At 47.8% G+C, this 13,526-nt stretch carries 14 protein-coding genes; 11 read left to right on the forward strand and 3 right to left on the reverse strand.

The window, feature by feature from the left end:
* Positions 1–144 precede the first annotated feature (144 nt).
* From purM to K8S19_06185, 3 genes are all read left to right on the forward strand, one after another.
* The gene (gene purM / locus K8S19_06175) at positions 145–1,257 is read left to right on the forward strand and encodes a phosphoribosylformylglycinamidine cyclo-ligase (protein ID MCD4813263.1); all 1,113 of its coding nucleotides are present in this window, start codon (positions 145–147) and stop codon (positions 1,255–1,257) included.
* A gap of 604 nt (positions 1,258–1,861) precedes the next feature.
* The gene (locus tag K8S19_06180) at positions 1,862–2,512 is read left to right on the forward strand and encodes a B-box zinc finger protein (protein MCD4813264.1); all 651 of its coding nucleotides are present in this window, start codon (positions 1,862–1,864) and stop codon (positions 2,510–2,512) included.
* 11 nt (positions 2,513–2,523) lie between these two features.
* Positions 2,524–3,666, forward strand: a complete 1,143-nt coding sequence (locus K8S19_06185) for a hypothetical protein (GenBank protein ID MCD4813265.1) — start codon at positions 2,524–2,526, stop codon at positions 3,664–3,666.
* Here K8S19_06185 and K8S19_06190 read toward each other — a convergent pair.
* Entirely contained in the window at positions 3,587–4,003 is a 417-nt protein-coding gene (locus K8S19_06190; protein MCD4813266.1) for a peptide chain release factor-like protein, read from the reverse strand. The two genes, K8S19_06185 and K8S19_06190, sit on opposite strands and share 80 nt — an antisense overlap.
* 207 nt (positions 4,004–4,210) lie before the next feature.
* Between K8S19_06190 and K8S19_06195 the strand changes: the two genes are divergently transcribed.
* The 3 genes from K8S19_06195 to K8S19_06205 all read left to right on the forward strand — a co-directional run bounded on the left by K8S19_06195 (position 4,211) and on the right by K8S19_06205 (position 7,314).
* Positions 4,211–4,813 carry a hypothetical protein gene (locus K8S19_06195; protein ID MCD4813267.1) on the forward strand — a complete coding sequence of 201 codons (603 nt, stop codon included), beginning with the start codon at positions 4,211–4,213 and terminating at the stop codon, positions 4,811–4,813.
* 5 nt (positions 4,814–4,818) lie between these two features.
* Entirely contained in the window at positions 4,819–6,852 is a 2,034-nt protein-coding gene (locus tag K8S19_06200) for an ATP-dependent DNA helicase (protein ID MCD4813268.1), read from the forward strand.
* Positions 6,853–7,086: 234 nt separating this feature from the next.
* A complete protein-coding gene (locus tag K8S19_06205; protein MCD4813269.1) occupies positions 7,087–7,314 on the forward strand; it encodes a hypothetical protein in 228 nt (75 codons plus the stop codon).
* 49 nt (positions 7,315–7,363) lie between these two features.
* Here K8S19_06205 and K8S19_06210 read toward each other — a convergent pair whose 3' ends face one another.
* Both K8S19_06210 and K8S19_06215 read right to left on the reverse strand, forming a co-directional pair.
* The gene (locus tag K8S19_06210; protein MCD4813270.1) at positions 7,364–7,831 is read right to left on the reverse strand and encodes a response regulator; all 468 of its coding nucleotides are present in this window, start codon (positions 7,829–7,831) and stop codon (positions 7,364–7,366) included.
* Between the two features lie 335 nt (positions 7,832–8,166).
* Complete coding sequence (locus K8S19_06215) at positions 8,167–8,352, reverse strand: hypothetical protein (protein MCD4813271.1); 186 nt, start codon at positions 8,350–8,352, stop codon at positions 8,167–8,169.
* A gap of 617 nt (positions 8,353–8,969) precedes the next feature.
* Here K8S19_06215 and purN point away from each other — a divergent pair.
* The 5 genes from purN (at position 8,970) to purE (ending at position 13,489) form a co-directional block, all read left to right on the forward strand.
* Positions 8,970–9,602, forward strand: coding sequence for a phosphoribosylglycinamide formyltransferase (gene purN, locus K8S19_06220; GenBank protein MCD4813272.1), 633 nt, complete (start codon positions 8,970–8,972; stop codon positions 9,600–9,602).
* A 25-nt stretch (positions 9,603–9,627) separates the two neighbouring features.
* Positions 9,628–11,205 (forward strand): bifunctional phosphoribosylaminoimidazolecarboxamide formyltransferase/IMP cyclohydrolase, encoded by a 1,578-nt coding sequence (gene purH / locus K8S19_06225; GenBank protein MCD4813273.1) that lies wholly within the window; start codon positions 9,628–9,630, stop codon positions 11,203–11,205.
* 14 nt (positions 11,206–11,219) lie between these two features.
* Complete coding sequence (locus K8S19_06230; protein MCD4813274.1) at positions 11,220–11,567, forward strand: PilZ domain-containing protein; 348 nt, start codon at positions 11,220–11,222, stop codon at positions 11,565–11,567.
* Complete coding sequence (purD, locus tag K8S19_06235) at positions 11,564–12,856, forward strand: phosphoribosylamine--glycine ligase (protein MCD4813275.1); 1,293 nt, start codon at positions 11,564–11,566, stop codon at positions 12,854–12,856. The genes K8S19_06230 and purD overlap by 4 nt, the downstream gene beginning before the upstream one ends.
* Before the next feature lie 105 nt (positions 12,857–12,961).
* Positions 12,962–13,489, forward strand: coding sequence for a 5-(carboxyamino)imidazole ribonucleotide mutase (purE, locus tag K8S19_06240; GenBank protein ID MCD4813276.1), 528 nt, complete (start codon positions 12,962–12,964; stop codon positions 13,487–13,489).
* Positions 13,490–13,526: the final 37 nt, after the last annotated feature.

Here is a 13,526-nt window from a genome sequence, read left to right on the forward strand (position 1 = left end):
TTCCCTACTACTGTTTATTATTTTATCCCGCTCCGCAGAACACCTCGGGCTTTTGCCCGGGGATGAATGCGTCAAATGCTTCGCGGGATGTCGCCCTGATCGGAAACATATATAGTTTTAGGACTTTCGGTGGTCGCCTGCCAAATGGGAGTGCGATGCAAGGTCAAAAGGGGTACCACGGGCTTGCCCGTGGGGCTCCATAACGGAGGCAGGAACGTGAAAAAAAAATTATCCAAAGATGCATATGCTGAGGCCGGTGTGAATATTGATGCCGGCACAGAGGCGGTCCGGCGCATGCGTGCGCATGTTCGGTCCGCACGAACTCCGGGGATGGTGACGGATATCGGGATGTTTGGCGGTCTTTTTCAAATGCCGACAGGATACCGCCGGCCGGTTTTGGTGGGTTCCACAGACGGTGTGGGCACCAAGCTTATGGTTGCGGTTGCCATGAAACGGTATGATACCGTGGGGCAGGATCTGGTCAATCACTGCATGGATGATATTTTGGTGCAGGGAGCCAAACCATTGTTTTTTATGGACTACTTTGCCACCGGCAAGCTGGACCCCAAAGTGGCGGAACAAGTTGTGAAAGGGCTGGCGCAGGCCTGCCGGGAAAATCAATGCGCACTTTTAGGCGGTGAAACAGCAGAAATGCCCGGTCTGTACCATGGCCGTGATTTTGATCTGGCCGGAACCATCGTGGGTGTGGTGGAGAAGAAGAAGGTTATTGATGGGCAGAAAATTACTTCGGGGGATGTTCTTATCGGATTGCCGTCAACCGGATTGCATACCAACGGCTATTCACTGGCACGAAAAATACTTTTTGAAAAAATGAAACTTTCTCCCAGAAAATATTTACCGGAATTGGGCAGTACGGTGGGGGACGCGCTTTTGGCTGTCCATCGGTCTTATTATCCCGTTGTCGCGCCGCTCTTGAAAAGAGTGACGCTCAAAGGCATGGCCCATATTACCGGCGGCGGTTTGATTGAGAATTTACCGCGGATTCTTCCTGCAAATTGTCAGGCAGTTATTCGGCAGGGAACCTGGCCCATTCCGGCTATTTTCAAACTGCTGGTACTGGAAGGGAAATTGGATGATACGACCATGTACCGTACTTTGAATATGGGGATTGGGATGGTGCTGGTGGTTTCTAAAATCGAGGCGAAAAAAGTCATGACATTCCTTAAGCGAAAAAAAGAGCCGGCATTTATTATCGGCGAGATTCAATCGGGGAAGAAAAAAGTCTGTTTTAAATAATTGATTTTCAGATAACGCGCTAATAAAAAAAGATTCTCTTTGTATGCCTTAAGAGAATCTTTTTTATTAATTGGCATATACAATCCTATATAAGTATTCCAGTAATGTAAGACAGATGGATAGCGAGTATTCCTGTTTTGGTGACGCGACAACCTTGATTAATCGGGAATATACCCCCGGACCCAAGAATACTCCTATTTTCATTGAATAAAAAAAACTAAAAAAATATAAAAAAAGAAACTTTTTTTAGGCGCAGGTGTCTAATTGTAAAGCCATTCGTGCTTCAGCCAAAGACACCCCTCCAACGCTGAAGCATCGCCCGGCTGGTATCCCCATTACCAGCCGGGCATTTTTATATCCGGTATTTTTACGGGACGTAGTTCGGTGATGCGGTAATAAAAATGCTCCAGAGGACATGTCTGATTTTAAAAAAGGCAAGTTTGGGTATCTGTCAAACTGGGATGATCCACTTCGTTCTTCATGTATGATACGACCGCTGCAAGCATATGAATTCCAACTCACAAAATGAAGCAGATTTTTTCAGGCATTTAAGGTACTATAGTGTGACTTTATTACCATTTATTTTCGTGCAAGGATTGTCATCATGACTACGCCCAAAGAACCATCCGCTGATCCAGAAAAATCAATCTGCCCGGTTCACCAGGAACCTGCCAAATGGCATTGCGGCCACTGCGGCGCACCCTTGTGCAAATCCTGCAAGCCGATTGCCTTGCATTACCAGGTTTTTCATCGCGAATGTGTTGAAAAGGCCCGCGATCAGATTGAGGAACAAGCACAGGCAAAAGATGAGATTGATGCACCCTCTTGGGGTGTGAAAGCAATTTCCTGGTCGATTTTTGCACTGGGTGTTATATTTTTTGGACTTGCGCTTTTTTTAGGGGGGCTTGCACTCTTTGGAAAATCCATACCGATCCGGTCACTGATGACCAGTACGGTGCCCGCCAGTCTCGATGCAATTCCCGGAAGCCGGAATATTCTTAACTGGACGGGGATTCTCGCCGGTTTGGCGGGGATTGGCGCAGTGGGGATTGGGATAGGACTTTTAAACTGTGTTCGTGCAGCCCGTTATATCCTGTTGACTGTCTGTTGGCTGGAAGTGGTTGTGGCACTGCTCGGTTGGATGGCTGTTTTGCTGCTGGGCGGCGGGTTCTGGGATATCCCTGTTTTTGCTCTGTTTCTTATTTGGTTTTTTATGCGTAAACCGGTTCGACGCCAGTTTGAAAAAGTACTATGATCCTGCCTGAAATGAAAAAAATCCCCAAGCGATCTCTGAAATGTTTTCTTTTTATTCTTTTAATTATCAATTTACCGTTACCCACTGTTGCTGACTACGATCCGCGTCTTGCAGTCTGGGTACGTCTGGGGGCTTTGGAAACCGCGATACAATCTTTGGAAGGCAGAGAGGATAAAATTTCCCGCGTACTGGTATCCGATCATTGCATTGACAAAGCCGGAGTCGGACTGGGGTATAGGGTTGGAAAAGGCGAGGCACGGGCCCATGAAATAATTGCGTGGTGTCAGGCACGCGGATTGCCGGTTTATATGGGCCTGGGGAATTACGGAGGCGGATTTTCCAATCCGAAAATTATTACACGGATGTTATCTACCCCATCGCGCCGGAGCCGGCATATCAAAAACATCAAAGCTGAGGTGGTACGCCTGGGATATGATGGTGTTGATCTGGATTATGAAAATTTACCGGCGCACAGCCGCAGGAATTTTACCCGGTTTGTTCGCGAATTAAATCAGGTGCTGCAAACAGCCGGCAAGGGACTGGATGTAACCGTGCCGCTGAAGTTCTCTTCTCCGGGTTGGCCCAATTCCCAGGCGTATGATTGGAAGCAGTTACCGCATTATGTCGGGCGGTTCAATGTGATGTGCTATGACTGGTATATCCGCAGCGGCCCCCCAGGTCCGATTATCCCGCTGGGTGTGACCAAGAAGGTAATCAAGTTTATTAAAATTTGTCCAAATCCGGAAAAATTTTGGATCGGGCATCCAACCTATGGCAATGATTGGGTCAGAAGGAAAAACAGAAAATATCGCGGAAAATACGCCGGTGCCAAGACATTTCTCAAACAGGCGAAAAAGCACAGCCGGTTAATTTCTCACCGGACCCAGCACATGGGAGGATTTGAGGTGGGGCCCTTTGCACATTATTCTTATAAAGCTGCGGATGGGGTCCATCATGTTTGGTATGGCGACCACCATAGTTTAAAGGCCACGCAGCAGGTGGTTCAGGATGCCGGTTTGGGTGGACTTTTTATCTGGCGGGCGGGTTTTGAAGATGAAAGAATTTGGGATGTGATCAATCCTGCCCGGGACGAAACGTCCGCTGTTTCTTCTTCTCAGCCTGATGGTGTTTATCATCCATCATCTTTGCCTTAGCCCGGCGTGAGCGGCGGCGTTTTTGACGCCGGATTTTTTCCCGTGCCTGTTCCAACCGGCTTTTTTCGCCTTTGATCATTTTTTCCAGCTTGTCCGCGAGTTGGCGTCTTGCCAGGAATCGATTCATGCTCTGGGAGCGCTCTTTGAGACAACGGGTTTCCAGGCCGCTGGGGGTATGACGCAGCACGACGCAGGTTGAATTTTTATTGGCATGCTGACCGCCCGGACCGCCTGAACGTGTAAAGCGTTCCTCAATATCCTCTTCTTTGAGACCCACTTCAGCCATCCGCATTTCCAGGTCTTTTCGTTTTTTTTCAGTCACTGCAAAATCAGGCATTTTGATATCTCCGGCTCGGTGTGAAATAACGATGTTAGAGTACCATGAGTGTTTCAAAATGGAAAAGGAAAATGTGGGAAACCATAGTAAGGAATTATATACTCATCGGGAATAACAGCGTTAGGGAACAATAACGCAGAAAAATCAGTGGCGAAAAACATGCGGGGATGCGAAGATGAGTGGAAATTTTCTTAAGGAGTTATTGTAATGACGGATATTGCCGGAATAGGAAATTCTTTAATGCTGTTTGGATTAGTCATGTTGATATTTAATATGATGTGGGCATTTATCTTTGGGATGATGCACACCCTGATGTCAATGACCGGTGGTCCTCGAACAAGTATTACCGCGATTGTTCTAATGGTGTGGGGATATTTTTTGACCTCGCTGACCATGAGTGTGTTGGTACAGAGTCGTCAGGCCATTCCGGTTGAAGGTACGCTGTACGTCATCGTCTGTGCGGTTGTTTTGCTGCTGTATATATTGGCGGACCGCATGGGCGCCATCTGGGTCGCTGAGCGAAAGTTGGACAGCAAAATGGCCGCTATAGTGAATCGACTGCATTGGCTGGCAGGGACTATTTTTTTATACGGTCTGGCCGGGCTCATCTTTTGGCCGGAAAGCGGACATATAAATCTAACAAAATGGTTTGTGGGTATTCTTCAGCAGCTGCTGGTTTTGAAATTTTTTGGTCTGGTTTTCGGCGTTTTCGGAATATTTTATATCATTCGCATGCTGATGCGTGTTATTAAATTCATCCGCATCGGTCCCAAAGGCCTGCCGCCCTTTCCGGAAAGTATGAGAAAATAAGTATAATGTCCGAACCAGCTAAAGCAGGTTTGTTGCACGATCTTATTGATTTGAAATCTGTGTTTGCCGTCAAAGGCCCCTTGGCTCAGTCCATGCCCGCCTACCATCTCCGGGAAGAACAATCAGTTCTGGCATCCCAGATTCAGTTGGCCTTGATCCAGGAGGAGCACTGCTTGGCTGAGGCGGGCACCGGGGTGGGTAAGAGTCTGGCTTATTTAATTCCAGGAATTGACTGGGCTCTGAAAAAGAAAACCCGTCTGATGGTTTCGACCCATACCAAGGCTTTGCAAACGCAACTCATGCAAAAAGAACTTCCTCATCTTTTGGAAAGCAATCTTTTTATCCGGCCGTTTAAATTTGAAATTTGTTTGGGTGCGGAAAATTATATCTGCCTGCTTAGAATGTTGCGGGCAGGAACACAGGAACACTTGCCCGGTTTTGATGACAGAAATGCTGAAGATCTGTACGCGGTGAAGGATTGGTGCGGCAATCCTGTCAGCGGATTGCGTCAGGATTGTCCCATCCCGGTCTCGGATGCATTCTGGCAGAGCACCTGTATTATCAATGATTTCTGTTTGGGGCGTCATTGTCAGTATTTTTCTGAATGCTTTCTTCAGCAGGCCCGGCAACGGCAGCGGGAAGCAGATGTGCTGGTGGCCAATCACTACCTCTTTTTTTCAAATATTGCGGCAGCAGGAAAATTGCTGCCGGATTTTCATGCGGTGGTGATGGATGAAGCCCATAAAGTTGAGGATGTGGCGAGTGCCTTTTTAGGGGATACCGTAGGTGAACAGGAAGTGGTACACCTGCTTTCGGAAGTCGGACGCAGGGGAAAAGGTTCGTTTTTGGAAGCGCTTAAATTTTTATCAAAAGATCACCAGGAAAAAATTCGTCAACTTACCGCACAGATTATTGGCCAACAAACAGCTTGGTGGAAAAAGGTTGGGGCGCTTTTGTCCGGGTATTCCGATACGCTTCGTATTCAGGAAAAACCGGATGACCTGGATGGGCCGGAGACGGCCGCTATGCTGGAATTGGCGGAAGTGTTTGGTGAGGTTGGGAAATCTGCGGAGAGCGATGAGGAAAATAAGCTGTTGGGATTCTACGAATCATCTTTGCGCAACACAGTTCGTGTTTTAGAAGAATGGTTTGAACGGGATTACGCTGATTCGGTTTACTGGATTCAACGCCAGAAAAATTTCAAAGGTGAGTACTGCCGGATTAATATAACGCCGCTTGACTTAAGTGAGAAACTTCACGCACTGCTTTTTGAACCCATGGCAAGTGTTGTACTCACTTCCGCCACGTTGGCGGTAAATCGGGATTTTTCTTATTTTCAATCGCGGCTGGGCATCCCCGAAGCGCGGGAAATTGTTACAGACTCGCCTTTTTCTTATGAAGATCAGGCGGCGGTTTATTTGCCGAAAAACATGCCGGACCCTAAATTGAGTGAAAAGTATGAAGATAGGGTACAAAATGAAGTTGTTGAACTGATTGATTGTTTTGGCGGCGGTTTGTTTGTTCTTTGCACCAGTTATCGGATGATGCGCAATTTGAAGACGGCCTTACAGTTTTTGACAGGGCAGTACACGATTTTAACCCAAGGTGAGAAGCCCCCCCGGCAATTGCTGCAACTATTTATAAAGGATAAAAATGCGGTGATGCTTGGGGTGGAAACATTTTGGCAGGGGGTGGATGTTCCGGGCGAGGCGCTGCGTTGCGTTGTGATTACACGCTTGCCGTTTGATGTGCCCACCCATCCGGTACATCAGGCCAGAGCCGAGTATTTAAACGAACAGGGTGAAAATCCATTTATGACTTATTCTGTACCCAGGGCGGTATTAATGTTGCGCCAGGGATTCGGGCGTCTGATTCGGCATCATCATGACCGGGGTGTGGTGGCAATTATGGACCCGCGTGTTCAAACCCGGGCCTGGGGTAAAATATTTCTGCAGGCCTTGCCACGGTGTGAACGGTTGTGTACACTGGAGCAAGTTAGGGAATTTGCGAGCGAGCATTTTCCCGGAGAAGTGGAATAGTTATAGACTGACAGTCTAGAGTGTGTTTGGCAGGTGCGCTGAAATGAAAAACCACAAAACTGCCGGAAGGCTGCTATGTCTTTTTTTCGTCCGAAAGCAAAAACCCCGGATGAACTGTGGTGAGTGCTGCTTGGCGGATCGTTTTGCCTGACCAAGTGATTGCTTCGTCTGAAAAAGAAAGACATAGCAGTCCTCTCGACAGGGGGGAATTAATTTACTGTTTTAGGAGGGGTTATGAATCACGATCCAAGTCCGGTTGCATTTGGACTGGTTGTCATGGGGGCTTTATTTAGTTTGGGACGGGAGATGATAGCCAAAGGCTACATCCGGATGTATAGGTGGATCAAGAAAAAAGAGACCGACAACCGGCTGCAAAAGGGTGTTGAAATTTATCTCATGATGACCGGTATGATTTTTACAATTGTTGGGTTACTGGGAATGTTCAATGTTATTCGTTTTTAAGGGGCTTTTTATGGCAATGAATTTTTGAATAAAGCAGTCGGGTGTTCAGTTAAGATGCGATTTTTTCTGCGGCGTGTATAAGGGTTGCCTCGGCTTCGATGGATAAAAGATTGGAAATATTTTGAGAGAGGTCCTCCAGTTCGAAGGGTTTGGTCATGTATAAATCCGCCTGAAGAATATAGAGTCCCTTAATTTTGGCGGTGAACTGTGTTTTTGCGGATAAAATGATCACTCGCGTATTTTTTGTGTTGACATGCCCTTTGACGCTGTGACAGACAACCCAGCCGTCTACTTTGGGCATCATGATGTCCAGGACGATTAGATCCGGTGTGAATTCAGCAACTTTTTCCAACGCTTCCAGTCCATCTGCAGCACCTTTGACCTGATACCCTTCCGCGCGAAGTTGGTAGGCAATCATTTTGACAATATCTTCTTCATCATCAACAACCAAAATACGTTTGGAGGCTTTGACCTGTCGGAGGCATGGTTGATTGGATTGGGGAAATAGGTTGATCATATAACAAAGCCTCCAAACGTAAACGTGAGGTGTTTCGCGATCTATTCAGCGATAACCTGCCTAGTAACGGCAGTGTTCTAATTTTCTTAACTATTTTTCGCCCTTTCACTGTGCCTCGGCAAAGACGGCACAGCGAGAAGGCGAAAGTTTCCGGAGGACGGAAAGGAAGTCGGAGGAGTCGGCTCATATCGGAGAAAGTCTCCGGAACGATTAATATGACGCTCTGCGAACTGCTGCGGAGTTGTCATGGGTTTCAGTTTTTCTTTAAGTCAGGGCAATGGAGCGTCCCACCTTTCAAAATTTTTTCGGTTGGGGCAGCAGAGACCTGATGTGGATTACTGTACTTCAACGCCAACCCCGATTTCCCAGCGTTCCACCACCTGGACATCAGCCGGATCCGGTGTATCCAATCTGGGATCCGTCGGGTGCCAGCGTTGCTCGCTGCAGCCAACGAAAAACGAACCGGCAAGAATGATTACCAAACCAATAATTTTAAGTTTTCTGATGGGTTTCCAGTCCATATCAGAGCCTCCTTGTAGCATCGATTGAGAGTGCGGGCCGCCTCCAAAGAGCTTTGGAGGTGAAGCCTCATGCCGGGGGGGTGGAGTGAGCTTCATTTTCCAACCCGCACCCTCAATTTGTTTTGTTGCTTATACACAATGCATATTGCGTACCAAGTTTTGCTGTTCGGGTGGATATAAAAAAATAGTTGGAATAGACGGTATAAATACAAAAAAATAATAGTGACTATTTAGATGACAAAAATATTGAGCAAACCATTCCCTAATTAATTTACTTGAGTATCCAAAATGGGATACAGGAAACCCCATAGAAAAAAATACCCAGCTTAGCGCGGGATTGTGGAATTGATTCCATTGATAAAAAAAATTTACCGCAGAGGCGCAGAGAGCGCCGAGGGGAACCAATAGGGTGAAGCGAAAATGGAAATGATCCTATAATAAAAGTAAAAACTCTATGTACTCGGCGTCTTGACAGTGGAAAAACTAAATGTCAGAAAAGACCTAATTTAGCTGGAATTTTGGCTTGACAAGCGAAATGAATCCTAGGATTATGAACATCAGTTTTTTGGTTTTTACCAATTCGATCATTCCGAAAACCGCATGGGGAAGGTCTGGAAATGGGCAAACAAATTGCAGTGATGGCATCGGGTGGCGGCTCTAATCTTCAGGCATTGCTGGATGCATGGCGGAGTGGGAAGTTGGGTAGTGCAAAAATCAGTCTGGTTGTGAGTGACAAACCGGATGCCAAAGCGTTGCAAAGGGCAATTACCTGTGATGTGGCGACGCGTTTTTTTGATCCTGCAAAATATCCGGAGCGCGGCGCATATGACCGCGCGTTGATTGATGTTTTTAAGGAAAAAAAAATTGATCTGATTTGTCTGGCCGGCTATATGCGGATACTCACGTCTGTGATTGTCGAACAGTTTCCAATGAAAATCATGAATATTCACCCTTCGCTTCTGCCGGCTTTTGGCGGTGCAGGGATGTATGGCCGTCATGTGCATCGTGCAGTTATTGCCTCAGGGGCCAAATATTCCGGCTGTACGGTCCATTTTGTGGATGAGGGCACAGATACCGGACCGATTATATTACAGCATGTGGTGCCGGTACTGGACCACGACACACCGGAAAAACTTGCCGAACGTGTGTTGATTGAAGAACATCGCATTTACCCGCGAGCTGTGTCATTGTTCTGTGAGGGATGTCTTGCGATTGAGGAAAAACGCGTCAAAATAATTGAAAAAGCCTAATGATGATTAAGCGGGAGGCGTAAAAGTGGTTAAAATCAAGCGAGTACTTATTAGTGTGTCTGACAAAACCGGTATTGTTGACTTGGGAAAAGGTCTGGCTAAACATGGTGTGGAGATGCTTTCTACCGGCGGGACATCCAAAGCGTTGAAAGAAGCGGGTCTGGCAGTCAAGGATGTCTCTGAGGTGACTGGATTTCCGGAAATGATGAACGGCCGGGTGAAAACCCTGCATCCCAAAATTCATGGCGGCTTGCTGGCTTTGCGCGAAAATGAGGATCATATGCGTCAGCTTAGGGAGCAGGCAATTGAACCGATTGATATGGTGGTGGTCAACCTCTATCCCTTTGCCAAGACGGTTGCCAAACCCGGGGTGGCATTGGCAGAGGCAATCGAAAATATTGATATTGGCGGCCCATCCATGATTCGTTCCGCTTCGAAAAATTATCGCAGTGTGGCGGTGGTGGTCAATCCAGCCAGATATGCGGCATTGCTTGAGGAGATGGATGCCAATGATGGGCAGGTCGGGGATAAAATCCTCAGTGCACTTTGCATTGAGGCGTTTGACCATACGGCTGAGTATGATGCCGGTATTCACCGTTATCTTCAGGATCAACTGACCGAAGGTGAGACTCCGGCGTTTCCTGAGACGATCCGGTACACCTTTCACAAACAACAAGCACTCCGTTATGGAGAAAATCCTCATCAAGCAGCGGCGTTTTACAGGCAGGCCAATAATGAGAGTGATGAGGCGTCGGTTACCAATGCCAAGCAGTTGCATGGCAAGGAACTTTCCTTTAATAATATTGTAGATATTCATGCTGCCTTGGAGATAGTGAAAGACTTCACAGAACCGGCAGCCTGCGTGATTAAGCATACCAATCCTTGCGGGATGGCCATTGGTGAGGATATTACAGAGGCTTACATCAAAGCTTTTGAAGCGGATTCGCTTTCTGCTTTTGGCGGTATTGTCGGGCTCAACCGCCCTTGTACCAAAGGCATTGCAGAGAAGATGAAGGATATTTTTCTGGAATGCGTGATTGCACCTCGATTTGAGAGCGAAGCACTGGAAATTCTCCAGGCCAAAAAAAATATCCGTCTGATGCAGACCGGACCGATCACCAAGCCCAAGACAGATCAATCCTGGCAGACAATGGATCTCAAGCGAGTACTGGGCGGATTGTTGCTGCAGGATAGAGATTTGGGCGGCGTGACAGCGGATGATTTTAAAGTTGTCACCCAACGCTTGCCGAATGAAGCGGAACTTCGGGATCTTCTTTTTGCCTGGCGGGTTTGTAAGCACGTGAAGTCCAATGCCATTTTACTGGCAAAAGACGGGGTCACCTTAGGAGCGGGTCCGGGCCAAACCAATCGGGTCGGTGCTGCGGAAATTGCCACACGTCAGGCTGGTGAAAAAGCTAAAAGCGGTGTTTTAGCCTCGGATGCTTTTTTTCCGTTTCGCGACGGGATTGATGCTGCCGCCCGTGCAGGGATCAAAGCGGTGATCCAACCCGGCGGTTCAGTCAATGACAAGGAAGTTATCGAAGCGGCCAATGAGCATGGTATGGCAATGGTCTTCACAGGTATGAGGCATTTTAAGCATTAATCAAGGATGGTGCTATGGATAACAATCGGCGCATTGAATACCGGATTATGGCGGACCTGATAGTCAATGACCTCGCATTCACCGGGAATATCCGGAAGATTCAAGGCTTGATCCGGGAATTATCCGCTTCGGGCTGCAGGCTTGATTCATCCGAGGATCTGGAGATTGGGCAGGAATTGCTCATGGATTTTATGTTGGATGAAAAGGAAAAAATTGAGCAGGTTAAAGCACGTGTGATCCGGCGGCTTTCTCAGCGGAGTCGGCGTGTGGTGGGTGTCGAGTTTTTAGAGTTGCCTGAAAAATTGCAATATAAAATTCGAGAATTTATTGTCTGGAAGGAATCGCAGGGGGAATCACAATGAAAATTCTGGTAGTGGGCGGTGGCGGCCGTGAATACGGACTGGTCTGGGCTGCCAAAAAATCCAAAGGCGTACGTGAAGTTGTGGCTGCTCCCGGCAATGCCGGGATTGCCGAAATTGCCCGTTGTGTGGATGTCCCTGTGGATGATATTGAGGGGTTGGTCAATCTGGCTAAAAAGGAAAGGCCGTATATGGTATTGATCGGGCCGGAAGTTCCCTTGACACTGGGACTCACCGACCGGCTTCAGGCAGAGGGGATGGCTGCTTTTGGTCCTTCTGCGTCGGCAGCGCGTTTGGAGGGCAGTAAAACCTTTGCCAAGGAATTTATGGCCAAATATAATATCCCTACTGCCAAGTATACTGTTTGTACCAATGCGCCGGATGCAGTCAAGGCATTGGATGACTTTGGCATTCCTGTGGTGATTAAGGCAGATGGATTGGCTGCTGGCAAAGGGGTCACGGTCGCCTTGACACGTGAGGAAGCGGTGCGGGCAATTATGGATGCCATGACAGAGAAAATTTTCGGGGATGCCGGAGAGCGGGTCGTCATTGAGGAATATTTGGAAGGCGAAGAAGCGAGTATTTTGGCTTTTTGTGACGGCAAGACCGTTGTGCCGGTGGTGGCGGCACAAGACCACAAACGTATTTTTGACAATGACGAGGGCCCCAATACCGGCGGTATGGGCGCTTATGCGCCGGCGCCGGTTGTCACGGATGCATTGAAACAGCAGATACAGGAAGAAGTTTTAGAACGGACGATGGTGGGTATGGAAAAAGAGGGGTCGCCCTATAAAGGGATCTTGTATGCCGGATTGATGATTACGGCGCAGGGGCCCAAGGTGATTGAATTTAACTGCCGTTTTGGTGATCCCGAAACACAAGTGGTGCTGCCGCTGCTTACCGTTGATCTGATACAAGTAGCAGAGGCCTGTTTGCGGGGCAAACTGACTCCGGACTTGGTGACCTGGGCGGATGCCGCAGCAGTCTGCGTGGTGATGTCCGCACCTGGGTATCCGGGAGACTATCCCAAAGGGTTGGTGATTAGCGGGATTGAAGAAGCGGAAAAAATGTCAGATGTCATGGTGTGGCATGCAGGCACCCGCCGCAGCAACGGAGACTGGGTTACCAGCGGCGGCCGTGTGCTGGGTGTGATCTCAGTCGATCAGACCCTGTCTAAGGCAGTGGAAAAAGTATACCAAGCAACAGAGAAGATAAAATTTGAAGGCGCACATTTTCGTAAGGATATCGCCTATCGTGCTTTGACACGCATAACAGATTCCGCTAGCAAATAAGTGTAGGTAAATGCGTGTTTGGTCTGAAAACAAAGAATACTCGGTATGTGTGAAAAAGTGTTGGCAGGTCGTGCACGGAAGAAAAGAGTATCAAGGAGGAACACGATGCAGGAGAAAGCTTTGGTAGGTATTGTTGTTGGAAGTGATTCGGATCTTCCGGTGATTCAGGAGACGGTTAATATTTTAGAATACATTGGTGTGGGGTATGATATCACGATTGCTTCCGCCCATCGCTCACCGGCAAGGGTGCGTACTTGGGTACAAGATATGGAGAAACGCGGGGTCGAGGTTTTTATTGCCGGTGCCGGTGGTGCGGCACATCTGCCGGGCGTAATTGCCGGAGAAACCATTGTTCCGGTGATCGGCATTCCCATGCCGACGCTTTATTTTAACGGTCAGGATTCTTTGCTCTCGATTGTTCAGATGCCTTCCGGGGTTCCGGTAGCAGCCGTGGCGGTCGGCAAGGCCGGGGCGACCAATGCCGGTTTATTTGCAGCCCAGATATTGGCCGGAAAATATGCTGATATTGCCAAGTCGTTGAAGAAATTCCGTCAGGAACTCTATCAGGGTGTGGAGAAAAAAGCCGACAAGCTTGAGCAGCTTGGGATTGATAAATATATTGATACGATGTAAAGAATAAAAGATATATTGAAGAACATCCTTTTAAGCC

The organism is bacterium, from assembly GCA_021108215.1.
GTDB lineage: Bacteria > Oederibacteriota > JAAXVQ01 > JAAXVQ01 > JAUVAV01 > JAIORK01.

Bases quoted from the DNA above. Each gene is read 5' to 3' on its own strand.
- purM (MCD4813263.1), top strand. From the start codon at position 145: ATGGGAGTGCGATGCAAGGTCAAAAGGGGTACCACGGGCTTGCCCGTG.
- K8S19_06180 (MCD4813264.1), top strand. From the start codon at position 1,862: ATGACTACGCCCAAAGAACCATCCGCTGATCCAGAAAAATCAATCTGC.
- K8S19_06185 (MCD4813265.1), top strand. From the start codon at position 2,524: ATGAAAAAAATCCCCAAGCGATCTCTGAAATGTTTTCTTTTTATTCTT.
- K8S19_06190 (MCD4813266.1), bottom strand. From the start codon at position 4,003: ATGCCTGATTTTGCAGTGACTGAAAAAAAACGAAAAGACCTGGAAATG.
- K8S19_06195 (MCD4813267.1), top strand. From the start codon at position 4,211: ATGACGGATATTGCCGGAATAGGAAATTCTTTAATGCTGTTTGGATTA.
- K8S19_06200 (MCD4813268.1), top strand. From the start codon at position 4,819: ATGTCCGAACCAGCTAAAGCAGGTTTGTTGCACGATCTTATTGATTTG.
- K8S19_06205 (MCD4813269.1), top strand. From the start codon at position 7,087: ATGAATCACGATCCAAGTCCGGTTGCATTTGGACTGGTTGTCATGGGG.
- K8S19_06210 (MCD4813270.1), bottom strand. From the start codon at position 7,831: ATGATCAACCTATTTCCCCAATCCAATCAACCATGCCTCCGACAGGTC.
- K8S19_06215 (MCD4813271.1), bottom strand. From the start codon at position 8,352: ATGGACTGGAAACCCATCAGAAAACTTAAAATTATTGGTTTGGTAATC.
- purN (MCD4813272.1), top strand. From the start codon at position 8,970: ATGGGCAAACAAATTGCAGTGATGGCATCGGGTGGCGGCTCTAATCTT.
- K8S19_06230 (MCD4813274.1), top strand. From the start codon at position 11,220: ATGGATAACAATCGGCGCATTGAATACCGGATTATGGCGGACCTGATA.
- purD (MCD4813275.1), top strand. From the start codon at position 11,564: ATGAAAATTCTGGTAGTGGGCGGTGGCGGCCGTGAATACGGACTGGTC.
- purE (MCD4813276.1), top strand. From the start codon at position 12,962: ATGCAGGAGAAAGCTTTGGTAGGTATTGTTGTTGGAAGTGATTCGGAT.